Genomic DNA, 18,295 nt, shown 5'->3' with positions numbered 1-18,295 from the left:
CTTACTCCATCATTTTTTCAATTGGTAGCACGAGAATTGAGCTCGCACCTAGCTCTTTTAGCTGTTCCATTGTTTCCCAGAACAGATTCTCAGAGCTCACCAAGTGAACCGCCATTTTCTGCTTGTCTGCTGATAATGGTAATACAGTTGGGTCTTCCGCACCCGGTAATAGCGCTTTAATTTGTTCCAGCTTTTCTGCTGGCGCGTGAAGCATGATGTATTTTGACTCTTTTGCTTGCTGAACGCCTTGCATACGAGTAAGTAGCTTATTGATCAGCGCCGTCTTATCCGCGTCAAACTCACCTAAGCGTTGAATAAGCGTTGCTTTTGATTTAAAGATGACCTCAGCTTCTTTAAGACCGTTGGCTTCTAGTGTTGCACCAGTTGAAACTAAGTCGGCAATCGCATCCGCCAGACCAGCGCGTGGTGCAACTTCTACAGAACCTGTAAGCATACAAGTTGAGAACGGCACACCGGCTTTATCCATGTATGCCTTTAGTAGGTGCGGATAAGTCGTAGCAATGCGTTTACCCGCTAAATCTTGAGGACCGTTATATTCTTCGTCTTTATCGATAGCAATAGACAGACGACAACCACCAAAATCAAGGCGACGAAGTTGAACAAATTCACATGGCTCACCTTGTACTTTACGGTCTAAACGCACTTCTTCCAGTTCGTTTTCACCGATGAAACCAAGGTCAACAACGCCATCCATAACCAGACCTGGAATATCGTCATCACGTACCAGCAACAAATCAATTGGCATATTTTCTGAGTGAACCACAAGACGCTCACCCATGAGGTTAAACTTCACGCCGCACTGTTTAAGTAGAGCTTGGCTCTCTTTGCTAAGACGACCTTTTTTCTGAATTGCGATTCTTAAGCGTTGTGATTGCATTGCTATGTCCCTGTACAAGATATTGAAAAATAAATATTTTTTAAACCAAAAACGAAAAAACCCTCGGAAGAATGTTTTCTCCCGAGGGTTTTAAATCTGAATTTCTTTGATTTTAACCTCCGGGAGTATCCTGTCTCCCGGGTATGCGCACATCTCCCGAAAGACTAGACTGGGTGATGATGGTGATGAATGTTCATTACAAAATTGCGCATACTTATTTACTACTCTGTTTCGTTGCTCTGTTGGTAAACACACTAACCAAGGATTCTGTTTTTTTCAACACTAAATTTTACCTTTTCTAACATTTTTTACTAATACGTTGTTTTTGTTTGATTTTTATTTATCTGACCTGTACTAAAAACCAATGAAAAAAGTCTCTATTCAACCGGTATCCTAGTAAATAACGTCGAATTTATAAATTTTGCTATAAACAGCGAGTTAGCATTTTTCATCACTACAATTAACAATTTTCTCAATAAAAAGACAATAACTCGCCTTCCGGCAACTAATTAAAAACTATTATTTTATTGGGGCAAAAATAGTGATTAATGATGAAACTGCATAACAATGGTGCTAACAAAGTTGTGGATTTCAGCGATGCCGATTTATATCCATTAATCGGTAACAGCGCATGTATCCAAGAACTTCGTAATGCAATTAAAAAATACGCTCGATGCGATGCAGAAGTGCTCATTCAGGGAGAGACTGGCGTGGGCAAGGGCTTGTGCGCCCGACTTATTCATCAGTTGTCGAGAAGACGAGACTGGCCTTTTATTGAGGTAAACTGTGGTGCGATTCCGAGCGGTCTTATTGCGTCTGAACTCTTTGGGCATGAAAAAGGCGCATTTACGGGTGCTATTGCTGATCGCATCGGTTTTATTCAGAAGGCTCATAAAGGCACTTTATTCTTAGATGAGATTGGAGACATGCCTCCCGATCTTCAAATTCACTTATTACATTTTTTAGAAAGTAAGCAGATACATAAAGTCGGCGCTGATAAGTTTATCGATGTCGATTGTCGTGTGATTGCTGCCAGCCATGTTGATTTGAAAAGTGAAGTGGTACAGGGAGAGTTCCGAGAGGATTTATTCTACCGACTCAATATATTGCCTTTGACGATCCCTCCTTTGAGAAAAAGAGGCAGGGACATTCTTATGCTTTCAGAGCATTTCCTAAACAGTTTATCGAATGGCCAAGTAAACAAAATGTCTGCTGACGTCGAAGAGATGCTACTCAAGCACCGCTGGCCGGGTAACGTGCGGGAACTGCGTAATGTCATCCAAAGAGCGATAATCATGTGTGACGACAACACTTTGTTGGTTGAAGATTTAGGGCTAGATTGCAACGAACGACAACTCCTCCCATCTGTCGACCAAATCGATCTTGATTATTTGCTGCAAGCTATCGAAGAAAACAAACACAACATGAGTGCTGCGGCAAGAGATCTTGGCATATCCAGAACAACACTCTACCGCCTTATCAAGAAATACAATTTGAGCGTTTAACACTGTACAGCTGTAACGTAACACTGTGTAACAGTAAACTTATCTATTATCATTCACTTAAAATTTTCACGCCAAAAGCTGAAATTCAGCCCCTTATAAATCAATAAGTTAAAACAGGCATACTCTTTGCTCTCTACTCCTTAGTCATTAAACAAGATGACACAGGAGCAGAAAATGAACACCAACAGGCAATTTTCCAGAATAAGGACAGCGACTCTTGCGGTATCTGCACTGGCTCTCATGTTTTCAATGTCAGCTTTTGCTAGATTAGACGGCGCTATTTTCACAACCACACCTCTGGGCGACATCGTCAATGAGAATGTCCGTTACCAATCTAAAGAAGAAGTCTTTTTAGATGGCGGCCCTGGGCCACAAGCCCCAAGAACGGCGGCAGCATTACCTGAAGGGCTTTATTACTTCCAGGTCACCGATCCATCCGGTAAGTGTTTATTATCAAGTACGCTAGAAAGCGCTGATACAAACGGCGGTACCTGCTACGAAGATGTAAAAATCAAAGGTAAAAATGCAAAAAATGCCGAGGCATTTTACGCTGAACCACTATCATGCCGACTTTTCTACTTTGATGGTGAAGATGGCGTGACCTTTATCAACGACTCCTACACTATGACTCAAGAAGTGAAAGTTCGCGGTAAAATGGAAACGCAATCCACAGTCGTAGAATGCAGACATCAGCTTGGTAGTGAGTATTTGGAAATAGACCCGTCAGCAATGCCAGATGGTGAAACCATTCAACTCTTCCCGTTTGCAAATACGCCTAATTCAGGCGGTGTTTATAAAGCATGGGTATCCACTGCGGAGAGCGTAGAAGCAGCTTGCGGTAACTACATCAATAACGAATTAGAAACCGGTGAAAACTGTAATGGTTTCTTTGGTTTTATTCCACGTAACTCGAAAACGGATAACTTTAAAGCTTTAACTGCCATTCCTGAACCACCTAACTTTGATATTGCACTTCGTTCTTTCCACGATAAAAATCTGAACTGTCAATACGATCCACTTATTGATGAAATTATCCCAAATTGGGAGTTTGGTCTTCGTGATTTAGATGAAGTCATGGGAGGTATGCGCAATACCAAGTTATCTAATGACTCCCCTGATGAGCCAGTTAGATTTAGCGTAATGGGTGTTGAAGATCACCCTTGGAGTGTCGACCAATTTATGTGGTGGGCTCAAAGCGTTGGTTTTGCGGCCATGAATACTCCGTTTACCCACTTCACAACTTTTGCTGATCTAAGAGATTTCGCACCAACATTTATGGATGGTGAGCTCAAGATCGGCTTTGCTAATGCACTAGCCTGTCACGACAATATTACCGGCAATGTAAGACGATCCGCTGGTGAGGACACCGATGAAGCGAGTGGCGAAGAAGAAAGTGATACTGGGTTTATTCCAAGTGCTTGGGCAGAGCCTACTTACGATGATGAACCCGTACTATCGATTCGCTTCGGTTCTATTGGTGTTGCAAGACTAGAAGTTTGTAAATCATTCGATGCAAATGGTAACGGTATGCATGATGAAGGTGAGTCACTTATCGCTGACTGGCCGGTAACGTTAGTTATTCCAGACAGTGTCCCAGTACCAAAACCATTCGCTCCGGACGGTATCATTGGTAACTACGAAGATGATGCGTTTGAACGTCTTGAAAAACTGCTACTAGACGCAGGGTACTTAAAAGCAGGACAAACACTCACAGCCGTAGAAGCTGATGGTTCTGTTCATAAAATGACTGGTAGTGATGGATGTGTTGAATTCCACGTTCTCGTACCTAATGTAAGAGGCGAAGATCCAGCACCATATTCAATTAGCGAGGATGTAGCAAGTCTTACCCCAACGTGGATGAATACCAGTGCTTATAACATCACTTTTGATGTTGAGTCAGTATTGAGCGAAGAGAATGGAGCACCGGTGCTAGAAGGTGTGGTTCGCAATCGTAGTGATGGCGAAGAAGGTAACCAAGTTTACTTTAACAACGTTTGTAAAATCACTGTCGATTTTGATACCAAAGGCTACTGGCACAACAAAAATGGTTTGGCTGAGCTGACAGAAGCAGACCGAGACTATGTCAATGGACTAGACCCATACGACAGTCCTACCGTCTACTTTGGCGCCGGTGATGAACCATTCGACGGTGAATACATGGACGGCACAGCTGTCGCTGCAGCCTTCTCTGACGGTTCAGTAATATGGGGAGCAGGCACCTGGCAATCAGAAGTGTCACACTTCCTAACCGATAACAATGGTAATGCCGATCTTAACGAGCACAAAGAACAGTTAGCGCAACAATTATTGGCATTTATCTTTAACACTCGTCATCGCCCTGTTGATTCAGGATTAACTCTTGCAACCAAACTTTGGTTCGGCGGTGAATGGGTATCTGTAGAAGACATCATCAACAGTGCAATTGCTGCATGGAAAGGTTCTGATATTTACACAATCGATCATATTAAAACCCTACTAGATGGTATGAATAACAACGATGCAGTTGAAATTCCTGTGTCATCACCAGAGGAGTGCCCTGCTGCTTATCTACCTGAAGAAAGTTAACCCCAAAAACGCGATTGCCCCCCTCACCTAAATCGCGTTTCAAAAAAAGCTCCGCTATTACTAGCGGAGCTTCCTCTTTTGCAATTAAATCAAAAGTTGTTAAACGTTCTGATAAGACGCCATCTTAGATTTAGACAACCAAGAAAGAACGCTACAAACAATCACAAAAGTAACGGCTGCTGCTGAGAATGAAATTGCGATAGATGCTGTCATTCCCAGAGTAATGAAGCCAACACAAGACACTAACGCCACAGATAGCGCGTAAGGTAACTGTGTCGACACGTGGTCAATATGATTACAACGTGCACCAGTAGATGACAGAATTGTAGTATCCGAGATTGGCGAACAGTGGTCACCAAATACCGCACCTGCTAAAACGGCGCTTAACATAGGCAGCATAAGTGCGATATCCGTCGCACCCGCCATGTCACCCGCGATAGGCAGCATGATACCGAACGTACCCCAAGATGTACCTGTCGAGAATGCCATCAAACCAGACAACAAGAACAGAATCACAGGCAGCCAGTGTGGGTCAATATTACCTTGAGCCAGCGTTGACAGGTAAGAACCCGTTTCCATGTCACCGATAACAGAGCCGATCGTCCAAGCAAATACTAGGATCAAAATAGCGCCAAACATTGATTTCGCACCGATCCAAAGCGTACGGATGATTTCACCCATTGGAATACCCTGCTTAAGCACAGTAAATAGACCAACCGCCAGACCAAGCAAGCTACCGTAAATTAGAGACATACCCACATCGGTATTCTCGAATGCGCCCAGTAGAGCAAACTCTTTACCATCCGCAGCCAAAGCCTGACCACCGGTGTACATCATCGCAGCAATTGTCGCGACAATCAGTGTTACGATAGGCAATATCAAGTCAGATACCTGACCTTTATCGCTCTCGCGAATATCAAGTTCTTCGTTGATTTCATGAGCTTCAGGCGCGTCGTTCTCTGTATCCTTGTCAAAGCCACGGCCTTGAGACGCAGAGATCTCATGCTCGCGCATCTTACCGATGTCCAGACCAAACCACGCAACAGCAAACACCATCAATAAAGCGAATACCGCGTAGAAGTTCATAGGAATCAGTCGAATGTATGCACCCAAAGCTGAGTATTCTGTGATGCCATGAGAGACTAAGATGCCGCCAATAATAGTGATGATGTAAGCGCCCCAGCTCGATGCAGGCATAATTACACACATTGGAGCCGCAGTTGAGTCCAAAATGTAAGCCAACTTAGCACGAGAAACATAGAAGCGGTCAGTAACCGGACGAGAAATCGCACCAACAGCCAGGCTATTAAAGTAATCGTCGACAAAAATGAATACGCCTAAGAAGGCAGCAAGAAGTTTGGAGCCACGCTTACTTTTAACACGAGATTGTGCCCACTCAGCGAATGCTCGAGTACCACCAGATAGTGTTAATAATGCCGTTGTCATCCCCAACAGGATAAGGAAGCCAACAATGCTCATATTCCAGGTGTTAAGGCCACCATCTTCAACAAAGACAGAAGAGACTTGAGTACCAACATAGCCAGCGGTATCACCAACCGACCAACTATTTAGCAGTACCGCACCGAGTACGATACCCACACCAAGAGAAATTAATACACGACGAGTCAAAATAGCCAGTGTCAAAGCGACTAGCGGTGGCAATAATGAAACAGGAGAACTAGAAAAATCTATTAAATTCATGATCTTCAAAAACCAAAGTTTGGCTAGAGATCTACTGCAGACAAGTTACGTTTTACTTAAAACGTACTCATGTTGAACTTAGCGACAGGGAAGCGAACACTCCACCCAACCCTACAGTAGCGCTCCATAGTTTAATGTAAATATACTATGGCAGTGTTGTTCCTTTCGGATACAACCCCAGCAAATAATGTTGATGGATTACTTGCTTCGGCAATCTTCGCCTTCCACTATTATTCATTGGCATCACCCCAATAATAGCTACTCTTCGAGACTGCGCCTCTACGGCAACAGCAAACAATTGACCGCTAATTATACAAATTAGCAACAATTTATCTGCAATATTGCATCAGGTAGCGCTATTGTACTTATGATGGGAGCCATTGCAACACATCAAACTAAATTAAACAGATAAAACTCAGTTAAACCAACTGTAAAGTGTTAACTCACTCTAACGTTATCCAAATCATTATTGTGCAACTGACATCAGTTCAATTAGGCTGTCTATGAAACCTTATTACTACACAAAATTACCATGCCTTATGTAATATTGATAAATAAGGTAAATGTAATGCGAATACAAAGAGACTTTATCTTTACCGACAAGTAAAAACATCTAGGCGCTTAATAAAAGTAATTACACAATTTCAGTGATTAAAATTATGCGGACTAACTTGAAATTCCATCTTATAAGTTTTAATTCTCAATAATAATATTACTTTCTCTAAAAAAGTGGCCAAAATTAAACGAAATCATGATTTAGTATTTGCACATAAGTAAAAGATAAAGTTAAATATAAGGACTTACTATTTATTTGTAGCATGGCATTATTTCATCGTAACGATAAAAGGTGCCAAACACATTAACCTATTAATAGGAATCGTTATGTCTGAGCTGACTAAAACACTTCTAAATATCCGTAGCCTTCGTGCGTTTTCTCGTGAGCTGACTCTTGAGCAATTGGAAGAAGCTCTAGATAAACTGTCTACTGTTGTAGCAGAGCGTAAAGAAGCGGAAGAAGCGGAACTCGCAGCACAAGCTGAGCAAGAAGCTAAGCTTGCTGAAATCGCAGAAAAAATTGCTCAAGACGGTATTGACGTTGAAGCTCTTATTAATGCGCTATCAGGCGAAACTAAGACTAAAGCAAAATCTAAGCGCGCACCTCGCCCTGCAAAATACAAGTACACGGATACTAACGGTCAAGAAAAAACTTGGACAGGCCAAGGTCGTACACCTTCTGCAATCCAAGAGCAGCTTGATGCAGGTAAATCACTAGATGATTTCCTAATCTAATTGCTGGATATATAAAAGGCTCCTCAGGGAGCCTTTTTTGTATCTATTAGACAAATAAAAATGGCGCATATCATTATGCGCCATTTTTACATTTGTAAATGAGCTGTTAACTTTAACTAAATTAACGTTCCCAATACGCTTCTTCTAAACTATCTTCTCGCTCTGGCAAGCCACGTGATAGACGTGGAGAATGCTGAACAAGAACTTCATAACTTGCACGGTTTGCGTATTTACAAACTTGTGAAAAAGAAGAGTAAGTTAAATACTCATTGCTGTGCTTACTTGAATTAGGCACATTTTCTTTGTGGTATTTATTCGCAGCCATGTCATGTAAAACCGCAGACAAAGCCGCATCACCTGCGCCATTGGTATTCTTAATTTTCTCCGGGCCACCCATATATGGTGAAATATGAGAATACACTTTGATCGGTGTTTCACACGCGTCTTTTTGTGCAGGTCGGCTAAATTCGTAACGATTAAACTCTGCAATTGATCCTGGCAACAATGGCAAAGTGGTTTCACGCTTCGCGCTATCTTCTGTATAACCCGCCATGAATAAGCCAACAGGTCCAGCAGTACAAAGTACTAGATCTGCCCAATCCAACGTCTTGTCTGATGCCGCTAAAGGATCGGACTCTCCAGTCAGTGCTTCGGCTTCATCTTCATTCATTGCGACAACAGAAACATGGTCACGAATAAACGCTTGCCAGTATTGAGGGTCGTCCTGAATAACAAATTTTGTACCCAATGTCAGTACAACTGGCACATCATACTTTTTCGCGTACTCGATCGCCTTCATGGTTGCTTCCGGCATTGGGTCGCCCTCTTTGCAACGCACCAGGTAAGACGTCAATAAAAGCGCAGAAGCATTTTTGAAGATTTTCTCTGGGATGCTATCAGGATGAAGTTGGTTCATCTGACCTTCGCTGATGGCAAAAGTACGTTCACCGTCTTCTGTAATTAGAGCAAAACAACGCCCTATTGAGCCATTAACACCTTGAAGGTAGTTAAGGTCCATACGGCTTGATGTATTACATAAATAACGGTAGCCGTAGCTACCAATTCTAATGTCCTGACTCATTACCCCAAGCAAAGTGGAACGATCATCAGCAAGAACAGAGTAATTGTGCAACGTATTGCCAATCGTACCACCAGCGTATTCGTTAGTGATTAGGTTCTCTTCTTTTAATTGCTGATAAAGCGCTTCTGCTGTTTCATCATCAATAACTAATGAGTGACCTTTACTCAAACCATATTTTTCAATCACATCTGTCGTAACTTTTGCTTCAATATCGACCAGTGTTTGATCAATACCGATGATGTGAGTACGCGTCATCTTCTTGCTTTCTTGTGCTTGACTGACTAAAGGGTCACGAGCATGAACAGGAAAATAATGCTTGGATTTGCGTTGTCCAGGAAATTTCATATTGTTAGTCTGAGTAAGGGATGAAAAAGAAAACGGATTCTATACCGCGAATAATATTGCGGCAATAACAGCCATTATAGCAAACGTTTGCCCGTCTCTTTTTTCTCCGCGATGACTTATTCGCCTTCCATAAAGCTTAAATCTGGCAGTTGATCCAGGTGCTCGCTATAACGTTTCAGACTAAACTCACCTTCGTTTTTCATCACATCAAACACTTCAATCGACATCGCACATGCCATCATTGCCACTGCATCTTCGCGAGGCGTCCCCGTCATCACTAGACGCATAAGTGTTTCTTTGGCTTTCATCGGATTGCCGTCTTCTAATTGATTTTCAACAATCTCAATTAACTCAGCTTCTTGCATAAATTGGTTTTCTTCAGTCATCTTGATATTACCTCTTGGATTTTCGGCAACTATGCCATATATATCCCTTCTATACTTATCGAATTCTCACACAGCGCTCTCTTTCGGTTAAATTTACATCAAAATCGAAGTGTGATTTCGCTCTCGGATCTGTCACCGGTTTGTGGATTCTGGTAGAATCTGCCTCCCGTTTATTTAAGTGGTGTTTAGTAATGTCTGATAACAGCCAAAAGAAAGTCATCGTCGGTATGTCCGGCGGCGTTGATTCATCTGTTTCTGCGTATCTTCTAAAGCAACAAGGTTACCAAGTAGAAGGCCTGTTCATGAAGAACTGGGAAGAAGATGACAACGAAGAATATTGCACAGCAGCAGAAGATTTAGCCGATGCTCAGGCAGTATGTGACAAGCTTGGCATCCACCTACACACCATTAACTTTGCTGCCGAATACTGGGATAACGTATTTGAGTATTTCCTTGCTGAGTACAAAGCAGGCCGTACGCCTAACCCAGACATTCTTTGTAACAAAGAAATTAAGTTTAAAGCGTTCCTTGAATTTGCTGACGAAGTACTGGATGCAGATTACATTGCAATGGGCCACTACGTACGCCGTTCTTTCCCAGAAAATGGCGAGAAGCCACAAATGTTACGTGGCTTAGATAGCAACAAAGACCAAAGCTACTTCCTATACACATTGAGCCACGAACAAGTTGCGCGCAGCCTGTTCCCGGTTGGTGATCTGGAAAAACCTGAAGTACGCCGTATCGCGGAAGAACAAGGTCTAATTACAGCGAAAAAGAAAGACTCGACTGGTATCTGCTTTATCGGAGAGCGCAAGTTTACTGACTTCTTAGGCCGTTACCTGCCAGCTCAACCAGGCAACATCGAAACGCCAGAAGGTGAAGTCATTGGCCAGCACCAAGGTTTGATGTACCACACGCTAGGTCAACGCAAAGGTCTGCATATTGGCGGCCGTAAAGGCGGCGGTGGTAATGAAGATCCATGGTTTGTTGGAGAGAAAGATCTTGAGCGTAACGTACTGATTGCAGTTCAGGGTAAAGACCATCCGATGCTAAAATCAGAAGGTCTACTTGCGTCACAACTGCATTGGGTAGATCGTGAGCCAATTCGCGATGTTATGAAGTGCACGGTAAAAACTCGTTACCGTCAGCAAGATATTCCTTGTACAATCATCCCTATCGATGATGAGAACATTAAAGTGATCTTTGATGAGCCACAAATTGCAGTGACTCCAGGTCAATCCGCTGTGTTCTATAAAGATGACGTTTGTCTGGGTGGCGGTATCATCGAACAACGCATTAAATATTCTCAAGCTTAGGAGTTGTTACGTGGCGAATACACTTTATGACCGTACTATCGCGTTTGCTGGCATTTGCCAAGCTGTTGCTTTGGTTCAACAAGTTGCGAAAAACGGACATTGTGATCAAGATGCCTTTGAAACATCCATTAACGCCATTTTGAACACCAGTCCAGCCAACACGATTGGCGTATTCGGTCGCGAAGTCGACCTTAAGCTCGGTCTGGAGTGTCTGGTTAAAGGAATCGATAGTACGCCGTCTGGAAGCGAACTCACTCGCTACATCATTAGCCTGATGGCGCTGGAACGTAAATTGACGGCGCGTAACGACGCCATGTCTCAGCTCGGTGATCGAATCCAGATGGCACAGCGTCAAACCGACCACTTCGAGTTGATGGACGACCAAATGATCAGCAACCTGGCAAGCATTTACCTGGATGTAGTTAGCCCTATCGGTCCGCGTATTCAAGTAACTGGTACGCCTGCTGTCCTGCAACAGACCTCGATTCAGCATAAAGTTCGTGCACTACTATTATCTGGTATTCGCAGTGCGGTACTTTGGCGTCAGGTTGGTGGTAAACGTCGCCACTTGATTTTTGGTCGCAAGAAAATGGTCGAACAGGCACAGATCCTGTTGGCCCGTATGTAAGAATAACAATAACAAGCTCGCGTTTATCGCGAGCTCGTTTTTTTAGCTTAAAACCACTCTCGCGCAAACGTTTGCGCAATGTTCGTGACAATTGCCACAGTTATTGGTATAACGCTCACGAAATTTAGAAACCCAATTCAGGAGAACATCATGGAACTGTCAGCATTGACTGCTGTTTCACCAGTAGACGGCCGTTACGGAAGTAAGACGATTGCGTTACGCGAAATTTTCAGTGAATACGGTCTACTTAAATACCGTACTATCGTTGAAGTCCGCTGGTTACAAAAGCTAGCTGCTACTGCTGAAATCGCAGAAGTGCCAGCATTCAGCGCAGAAGCGAACCAATTCCTAGACGACCTTGCTGCAAACTTCTCTGAAGAAGATGCGCGCCGAATCAAAGAGATCGAGCGCACAACTAACCACGACGTAAAAGCGGTTGAGTACTTCCTAAAAGAAAAAGTGGCCGATGTTCCTGAACTGCACGCAGTTAATGAGTTTTTCCACTTTGCATGTACTTCTGAAGACATCAATAACACGTCACACGCTCTAATGCTGAAAGAAGCACGTGAGACGGTAATTCTTCCAGAAATCCGCAACCTAATCGACGCAATCAAAGCACTTGCTGTTGAATACCGCGACATTCCACTTCTGTCTCGTACACACGGTCAGCCAGCTTCTCCATCAACAATGGGTAAAGAGATGGCTAACGTGGCGTACCGCATGGAGCGTCAATACAAGCAGATCGAAAACGTTGAGATCCTAGCGAAAATCAACGGCGCAGTAGGTAACTACAACGCCCACCTTTCAGCTTACCCAGAACTAGACTGGCACAAATTCAGCGAAGAGTTCATCACTGAATCTCTAGGTGTAACTTGGAACCCATACACAACTCAAATCGAACCACACGATTACATCGCTGAATTGTTCGACGCGGTTGCACGTTTCAACACGATCCTAATCGACTTTGACCGTGACGTTTGGGGTTACATCGCACTAGGCCACTTCAAGCAAAAAACTATCGCTGGTGAGATCGGCTCTTCTACGATGCCACACAAAGTTAACCCAATCGACTTTGAAAACTCTGAAGGTAACCTAGGTCTTGCGAACGCAGTATTCGGCCACCTAGCGCAAAAACTGCCAATCTCTCGCTGGCAACGTGACCTGACTGACTCAACAGTTCTACGTAACCTGGGTGTTGGTGTTGGCTACGCAGTAATCGCATACACTTCAACGCTAAAAGGCATCAGCAAGCTAGAAGTTAACCGTGAAGCGCTTCTTGCTGAACTTGATAAGAACTGGGAAGTTCTAGCCGAGCCAGTGCAAACTGTAATGCGTCGTTACGGCATCGAGAAGCCATACGAGAAGCTAAAAGAGCTAACCCGTGGTAAGCGTGTAGACGGTGAAGCAATGCGTGTATTTATCGATGGTCTTGAGCTTCCTGAGCACGAGAAAGCTCGTCTTAAAGAAATGACGCCAGCAAACTACATCGGTCAGGCAATCGAGTTAACTGATAAGCTGTAAGCGCTAATTTAATTAGCCAGACATTGAAAAGGTTGACGCTTTCACGTCAACCTTTTTTGTTTTATACGGGTTTTGATAATGGCAAAGATACGTAACGTTATTGCTTTTGAAAAAATAACGTTATGGTCCCTACTTCGACACCAAACTTCTTAATTTTAGTCAGGTTAAACACGTGTCTGTCATCTTGACGATAAAGCCAGTCATCAAAAGCGACAGTGATGGTGTCGTCATCCATTTTTAACTCAAAGTCATACTGCCACTGTAATGCGTTACCTTGCTCCTGACCTGTTGCCACGCCAATAATGTCATCTGCTTTGCCCTCATAACGGTTATCCTCTAATCTGGTAATCACCCAAATTCGCTGGTCCACTTCGCCATCATCAAACAAGAAGTCTTCTACCAGTGTTAATTGATTACCTTGTACCGTACCAACAATCTCTACTTCGAATCGTCTGGTTTGTTTATCAGAGTAGTCTTGTACCATTCCCCACGCTTTTACATTGCCATCGAAATAGCCAAACAAATCAAAGCTGGGTTTCGTCGTCTGGTAATTGTCTAAATCTGCCGAGCAGGAGCTAACAAGCATGGCAACGGCGCTCACCACCAAAACAATGAACAATTTAAAGATCTTCACTGCGAAACCTGCCCTATCAATTGTTTACGAAGTTTCGGAAACTCGGTTTTTGGTGACAACCAAATGGAGAGAAAAGCATCGTTTAATGCTTCATCTTTGACATAGCCAACCGTTTGAGGATAAGCATCTCCAGCACGACGATGAAGAAGATGCCCGGTTTGACCATCTGTGACATAGGCAAGCTCGTCGCCTTTTTTAATGGTTGGATACATCATATTAAGAATGGTTAGCCATTGCTGACGAAGGGATTGTTCTATTCCCAGCTTTTGCCACTGCTCATCGGTTACTTCTAACAACTGTTGCTTGGTGACGTCGCGCTTATAATAAATTTCGAGTGCAATTGGATGGGGAGATACATCCGCGCTAACCTGATAGCGTCCATCCGGAGCTCTTAACCGTGACTCGTAAATATCAAAGATGAACCAAGTTAGCTTTGCTTCACCGACCGTTTTCCATTGACGCCATTGCGCTGTATTCACATGGGCGGTGTCGGCACCCGCGCTCTGTGCATACAGCGGAACCGGCAGAATTAGCCCAGAAAGGAGTAACACGCTAATTAGATTCTTGGTTAACTTTCCCTGTAAGCTTTTCATTTCCATACACCCTGAGTATCAACTGGGTTACAACGCACCATTCCACGAATAAAACCATAAGCGTGAAGGTAACATCGTAACCAAAATCAACAGCCTGGAGTTTGTAGCCAGCGAAATAACTCGCTGCTCCCCCAATGCCGCCTATTATTGATACGTAAGTTTTAGGAAAACGATACAAAACGGATTTCAGCTGGTAGGCATACCAGGCAAACATTACCCATAAGCACAGCAACCATATTGGCAGCCAAATCGTTAGGAAGCTCAGAAGCGAAAACTGTTGGTTAAGACTATCCAGGGCGAGCCCGAAAATAACGATGACAGCGATGGGTTTCAATGACGTCACATCGCGTACCGCACAGTAGGCAATGGTGGTCAAAGTAAAACCAAGGGTAAACCATTGCCACTGATAGGTACCTAGTACCGCAGCAAACCAGCAAAGTTGAAACCAGGTTGATGCAATCAATACTCTCATGACGAATTAAGGTCGCTGAAAAGTCATGTGTACTGTGCTAATGGTTCGTGCTAAAAAACCACCCTCGCAATAACTCATGTAATAACGCCACATTCGAATAAATCGGTCATCATAACCTAGCGCGCGAACTTCTTTCTCAGCTTGATTAAACCGGCGATGCCACTCATTGAGTGTTTTCGCATAATCGAGGCCGATATCGAACAGGTCACGAACGACAAGATCACTGTACTTTGTTGCTGCTTGAGTCAGAGAGGTCACTGAAGGTAAAAATCCACCTGGAAATATGTACTTTTGAATAAAATCGACGTTATTGCTGTAATAGTCATAACGCTGATCGGCAATAGTGATCGCCTGAATAGCCATTAAACCACCGGGTTTCAGCAGTGACTCACACTTCTTAATATAAGACGGCAAAAACGCTTTCCCCACCGCTTCAATCATCTCTATCGAAACTAACTTGTCATACGTGCCATCAAGGTTGCGATAGTCTTCTTTAAGCAAGGTGATTTTATCCGACAAGCCTTTCTCTTCAATCTGTTGCTTGGCGTAGGCGTGCTGTTCTTCTGAAATGGTGGTGGTGGTCACCCGACAGCCATACTGCTCAGCCATATAAATCGCCATCGCGCCCCAACCGGTACCAATCTCAATAACGTGATCGGATGCTTTTAGATCGATCTGTTGGCAAAGACGATCCATTTTATTGATTTGCGCCTGCTCTAGTGACTCACTATCTTGGCGATAAAGCGCAGATGAATAGAGCATATTGCTGTCTAGAAATGACTCATACAGCGCATTGCCGAGATCATAGTGCGCATGAATATTTTTACGAGAATTCTCTTGAGAATTGCGGTTAGCCCAATGGCTGACTTTGTAAAACAGCTTGGTTATCCAACTACCCTGCTCCTCTATTTGATCTAATGCGCGCATGTTTATCGCCATTAGTTTCATCAATGCCGTCAGGTCTGGGCTATCCCACCAGCCATCCATGTAAGCCTCACCTGCAGCGATACTGCCACCTCGTAAAATACGTGAGTACAAACCGGGATGTTTCACCTCGATGGTCGCCGACACAGGCTCCTCACGATACGTACCAACAGGTGCTGTAAAACGTTCGCTTTTTTCTGCTGCGCCGGAATTAAAGCTCTCGATTAAGGTTAAACAACCAAATTCCATTTTTTTCAAACATTGAACGATCACTCTGCGAGCCGCTTTTTGAGTGGTACTCAGTTCGCACGGCAATGTGATTGCACTACTATTCAACATGCAGAATTCTCCTTGTTATTGCTTTCCTTTTTTTTCTTTTCTGGCTGCGTGTTACTTTCGTTGGAGTATTTAGGGTGAGAATAAAAAGGCGCACCTTTTCTCCATAACTTCAATGCGTGCCAGTAAATGCCAAACACCACTTTGACTGTTTGTATCGGTGTGATGACCAAACACTTCATCAAGCTTTTACTAGATAATACTGTCGCTTTCATTGCCATGGTTGCATCAAAATGCTTACCATCTTTATGGCACTCTAAATGGATATTGAGTTTGTCGGTCAGTGGTTTAATCTTCCAGTGGTACTGCTGGTCAATCGGGTTAAACGGGGAGACATGGAACGCTTTTTCCTGCTTCCAGCCAAATTGTTCATCATCCTGATCAGCAGAAACGGCATAATAATGACGCTCATTCCACGGTGTATTGCTCACTTCAGCCAGCAAATATTTCCATTCACCCTGCTTGTTATAAACATAGTAGAAATTAACCGGACTAAAATAGAGCCCTAAATAGCGCAAGTGGCAAACCGCAATAACTCGACCATCACATTTCACGCCTGTCAGGCTTTCTAATTTGTCTTGTACTGCCTTTTTAAGACTGCCCTCACCGACATAGTCACTGCGCTTAAACCGCGCCCAATGCCACCAGCGTGTTCCAAATCCCCACACTTTCTTTTCAAGCTCATCAATCTCGTCAACATCAATGGCTGGCATGAATAACGAATAGTTCAATTCGTGCGACACGGGAGTGAAGCGACGATGTCTTACATTGCCAATAAACAATCGGCTGTTCATACCGCTAGCCATATTATGCTGCGCCTCTTTGCAGCGTAGTAACATCTTGTGCTTTCGTTTTCTCTTTCATCGCTTTGACTACATCCAAAGCACTACGCACACCATCTTCATGAAACCCGTTATGCCAATAAGCCCCGCAGAACCAGGTATGTGCAACGCCCTGAATCTCACTCCTTCTCTGTTGAGCCGCTATAGATTCGGTCGTAAAAACGGGATGATCATAAGAGAACTTACGAAGAATTTTGTTTTCATCGATCTGCTCAGTGCTATTCAACGTTACGCAAAAAGTATGAGGAGAATCTACATGCTGAAGTATGTTCATATCGTACGTGAGTGACGGTAATCGTTGTTTCTCGCTGTCACTCCCCTCTAAAAGATAGTTCCAGGAAGCCCACGCTGCTTTGCGTTTCGGCAGCAAGCTTGTATCAGTGTGCAGAACCACCTCGTTGGACTGATACGCCATATTACCAAGAATACTTTGCTCCTCGTCAGACAGCTCACTGAGCATTCTCATTGCCTGATCACTGTGGCAAGCGAATATCACTTCGTCGAACCACTCCGTAGTCCCGTTTACGTGCAAAAGCACACGATCTTTACTTCGCGTAACGCTTTCAACCGGACTGTTGAGACGGATATTTTGTGCAAACCCCTGAGTCAATGGCGGAATGTAAGCGCGAGAGCCACCTTTGATTACATACCACTGTGGACGATTCGTCACATCAAGCAATCCATGATTCAAGAAGAAACGTAAGAAAAACATCAACGGAAATGCACGCATATCCGCAAGTGTAGAAGACCAAATGGCCGCGCCCATAGGAAGAATGTAATTGTCAGTGAAGAACTCACTAAATTTATGTTCATCGAGAAATTCGCCAAGCGTTTGCAAATTGGTGTTTTCTTTCTTGGCGAAGGCTTTCGCTAACTTGTTGAAACGAAGTATCTCGTAGATAAAGCGATAAAACTTTGGATTTAACCAATTACGCTTTTGCGCGAACAGTGTAGAAATCGTGTGACCATTGTACTCCAACCCGTTTCCGTTGTTACGGACGCTGAAGCTCATTTGAGTTGGTATACCTTCTACGCCAATTTCATTCATCATCTTGATAAAATTTGGATAGGTACGGTCGTTATAAACGATAAAGCCAGTGTCAATTGCATACTCTTTTTCATCAACAGTGACATCAACGGTTGCTGTGTGCCCACCGATGTAATCATTCGCTTCAAATAAAGTGATGTCATGTTCTTTATGCAAGTAATAACCGCACGTCAGTCCGGATATCCCTGTGCCTATAATTGCAATTTTCAT

16 protein-coding genes, 1 riboswitch and 1 other annotated feature are annotated in these 18,295 nt (G+C 43.5%); of the genes, 6 read left to right on the top strand and 10 right to left on the bottom strand.

Features of this window, described 5'->3' with window-relative positions; all coding sequences use genetic code 11:
- Position 1: 1 nt before the first annotated feature.
- The gene (hisG, locus tag DBX26_RS05535; RefSeq protein WP_014231486.1) at positions 2-898 is read right to left on the bottom strand and encodes an ATP phosphoribosyltransferase; all 897 of its coding nucleotides are present in this window, start codon (positions 896-898) and stop codon (positions 2-4) included.
- Between the two features lie 51 nt (positions 899-949).
- Positions 950-1,087 (bottom strand) — a sequence feature (His leader region).
- Between the two features lie 362 nt (positions 1,088-1,449).
- Between hisG and DBX26_RS05530 the strand changes: the two genes are divergently transcribed.
- Both DBX26_RS05530 and DBX26_RS05525 read left to right on the top strand, forming a co-directional pair.
- Positions 1,450-2,403 (top strand): sigma-54-dependent Fis family transcriptional regulator, encoded by a 954-nt coding sequence (locus tag DBX26_RS05530; protein ID WP_118118166.1) that lies wholly within the window; start codon positions 1,450-1,452, stop codon positions 2,401-2,403.
- A 174-nt stretch (positions 2,404-2,577) separates the two neighbouring features.
- Positions 2,578-4,968 carry a hypothetical protein gene (locus DBX26_RS05525; protein WP_118118164.1) on the top strand — a complete coding sequence of 797 codons (2,391 nt, stop codon included), beginning with the start codon at positions 2,578-2,580 and terminating at the stop codon, positions 4,966-4,968.
- Between the two features lie 99 nt (positions 4,969-5,067).
- On the opposite strand, the gene tet(35) is transcribed toward DBX26_RS05525, so the two are convergent.
- Positions 5,068-6,669, bottom strand: coding sequence for a tetracycline efflux Na+/H+ antiporter family transporter Tet(35) (gene tet(35), locus DBX26_RS05520; RefSeq protein WP_118118162.1), 1,602 nt, complete (start codon positions 6,667-6,669; stop codon positions 5,068-5,070).
- A gap of 109 nt (positions 6,670-6,778) precedes the next feature.
- Positions 6,779-6,959, bottom strand: a riboswitch (Lysine riboswitch).
- A gap of 592 nt (positions 6,960-7,551) precedes the next feature.
- Between tet(35) and DBX26_RS05515 the strand changes: the two genes are divergently transcribed.
- Positions 7,552-7,959 (top strand): H-NS family nucleoid-associated regulatory protein, encoded by a 408-nt coding sequence (locus DBX26_RS05515; protein WP_014231482.1) that lies wholly within the window; start codon positions 7,552-7,554, stop codon positions 7,957-7,959.
- A 121-nt stretch (positions 7,960-8,080) separates the two neighbouring features.
- On the opposite strand, the gene DBX26_RS05510 is transcribed toward DBX26_RS05515, so the two are convergent.
- Both DBX26_RS05510 and DBX26_RS05505 read right to left on the bottom strand, forming a co-directional pair.
- Positions 8,081-9,385, bottom strand: a complete 1,305-nt coding sequence (locus tag DBX26_RS05510; RefSeq protein WP_065296650.1) for an inosine/guanosine kinase — start codon at positions 9,383-9,385, stop codon at positions 8,081-8,083.
- Between the two features lie 116 nt (positions 9,386-9,501).
- Positions 9,502-9,771: a hypothetical protein gene (locus DBX26_RS05505; protein WP_014231480.1), complete on the bottom strand. Its 270-nt coding sequence runs from the start codon at positions 9,769-9,771 to the stop codon at positions 9,502-9,504.
- A gap of 191 nt (positions 9,772-9,962) precedes the next feature.
- Between DBX26_RS05505 and mnmA the strand changes: the two genes are divergently transcribed.
- From mnmA to purB, 3 genes are all read left to right on the top strand, one after another.
- Complete coding sequence (gene mnmA, locus DBX26_RS05500; protein WP_020332942.1) at positions 9,963-11,087, top strand: tRNA 2-thiouridine(34) synthase MnmA; 1,125 nt, start codon at positions 9,963-9,965, stop codon at positions 11,085-11,087.
- Between the two features lie 10 nt (positions 11,088-11,097).
- On the top strand, positions 11,098-11,715 hold the full coding sequence (gene hflD / locus DBX26_RS05495) for a high frequency lysogenization protein HflD (protein WP_118118160.1): 618 nt from the start codon (positions 11,098-11,100) through the stop codon (positions 11,713-11,715).
- Positions 11,716-11,865: 150 nt separating this feature from the next.
- Positions 11,866-13,236 carry an adenylosuccinate lyase gene (gene purB / locus DBX26_RS05490; RefSeq protein WP_014231477.1) on the top strand — a complete coding sequence of 457 codons (1,371 nt, stop codon included), beginning with the start codon at positions 11,866-11,868 and terminating at the stop codon, positions 13,234-13,236.
- 97 nt (positions 13,237-13,333) lie between these two features.
- Here the strand turns inward: purB and DBX26_RS05485 are convergent, their stop codons facing one another.
- The 6 genes from DBX26_RS05485 to DBX26_RS05460 are packed head-to-tail and all read right to left on the bottom strand — an operon-like array spanning position 13,334 to position 18,295.
- On the bottom strand, positions 13,334-13,822 hold the full coding sequence (locus tag DBX26_RS05485) for a DUF3833 domain-containing protein (RefSeq protein WP_118119757.1): 489 nt from the start codon (positions 13,820-13,822) through the stop codon (positions 13,334-13,336).
- A gap of 44 nt (positions 13,823-13,866) precedes the next feature.
- Complete coding sequence (locus DBX26_RS05480; protein ID WP_118118157.1) at positions 13,867-14,463, bottom strand: chalcone isomerase family protein; 597 nt, start codon at positions 14,461-14,463, stop codon at positions 13,867-13,869.
- Positions 14,423-14,935 carry a DUF2878 domain-containing protein gene (locus DBX26_RS05475; protein WP_118118155.1) on the bottom strand — a complete coding sequence of 171 codons (513 nt, stop codon included), beginning with the start codon at positions 14,933-14,935 and terminating at the stop codon, positions 14,423-14,425. Before DBX26_RS05475 ends, DBX26_RS05480 begins: the two co-directional genes overlap by 41 nt.
- 6 nt (positions 14,936-14,941) lie before the next feature.
- On the bottom strand, positions 14,942-16,198 hold the full coding sequence (locus tag DBX26_RS05470; RefSeq protein ID WP_118118153.1) for a cyclopropane-fatty-acyl-phospholipid synthase family protein: 1,257 nt from the start codon (positions 16,196-16,198) through the stop codon (positions 14,942-14,944).
- Positions 16,192-17,001: a DUF1365 domain-containing protein gene (locus tag DBX26_RS05465; protein WP_065300439.1), complete on the bottom strand. Its 810-nt coding sequence runs from the start codon at positions 16,999-17,001 to the stop codon at positions 16,192-16,194. The genes DBX26_RS05470 and DBX26_RS05465 overlap by 7 nt, the downstream gene beginning before the upstream one ends.
- A 1-nt stretch (position 17,002) precedes the next feature.
- A complete protein-coding gene (locus DBX26_RS05460; RefSeq protein WP_118118151.1) occupies positions 17,003-18,295 on the bottom strand; it encodes an NAD(P)/FAD-dependent oxidoreductase in 1,293 nt (430 codons plus the stop codon).

It is taken from the genome of Vibrio sp. dhg, from assembly GCF_003443775.1.
In the GTDB taxonomy this organism is placed as follows: domain Bacteria; phylum Pseudomonadota; class Gammaproteobacteria; order Enterobacterales; family Vibrionaceae; genus Vibrio; species Vibrio natriegens.
This window is presented reverse-complemented; position numbering and strand designations above follow the sequence as displayed.

Coding starts and splice junctions, on each gene's coding strand:
- DBX26_RS05515 (WP_014231482.1), top strand. CDS start 7,552: ATGTCTGAGCTGACTAAAACACTTCTAAATATCCGTAGCCTTCGTGCG.
- DBX26_RS05510 (WP_065296650.1), bottom strand. CDS start 9,385: ATGAAATTTCCTGGACAACGCAAATCCAAGCATTATTTTCCTGTTCAT.
- DBX26_RS05480 (WP_118118157.1), bottom strand. CDS start 14,463: ATGAAAAGCTTACAGGGAAAGTTAACCAAGAATCTAATTAGCGTGTTA.
- DBX26_RS05485 (WP_118119757.1), bottom strand. CDS start 13,822: ATGCTTGTTAGCTCCTGCTCGGCAGATTTAGACAATTACCAGACGACG.
- DBX26_RS05505 (WP_014231480.1), bottom strand. CDS start 9,771: ATGACTGAAGAAAACCAATTTATGCAAGAAGCTGAGTTAATTGAGATT.
- purB (WP_014231477.1), top strand. CDS start 11,866: ATGGAACTGTCAGCATTGACTGCTGTTTCACCAGTAGACGGCCGTTAC.
- DBX26_RS05530 (WP_118118166.1), top strand. CDS start 1,450: ATGAAACTGCATAACAATGGTGCTAACAAAGTTGTGGATTTCAGCGAT.
- DBX26_RS05470 (WP_118118153.1), bottom strand. CDS start 16,198: ATGTTGAATAGTAGTGCAATCACATTGCCGTGCGAACTGAGTACCACT.
- DBX26_RS05460 (WP_118118151.1), bottom strand. CDS start 18,295: ATGAAAATTGCAATTATAGGCACAGGGATATCCGGACTGACGTGCGGT.
- DBX26_RS05465 (WP_065300439.1), bottom strand. CDS start 17,001: ATGGCTAGCGGTATGAACAGCCGATTGTTTATTGGCAATGTAAGACAT.
- mnmA (WP_020332942.1), top strand. CDS start 9,963: ATGTCTGATAACAGCCAAAAGAAAGTCATCGTCGGTATGTCCGGCGGC.
- DBX26_RS05475 (WP_118118155.1), bottom strand. CDS start 14,935: ATGAGAGTATTGATTGCATCAACCTGGTTTCAACTTTGCTGGTTTGCT.
- DBX26_RS05525 (WP_118118164.1), top strand. CDS start 2,578: ATGAACACCAACAGGCAATTTTCCAGAATAAGGACAGCGACTCTTGCG.
- hisG (WP_014231486.1), bottom strand. CDS start 898: ATGCAATCACAACGCTTAAGAATCGCAATTCAGAAAAAAGGTCGTCTT.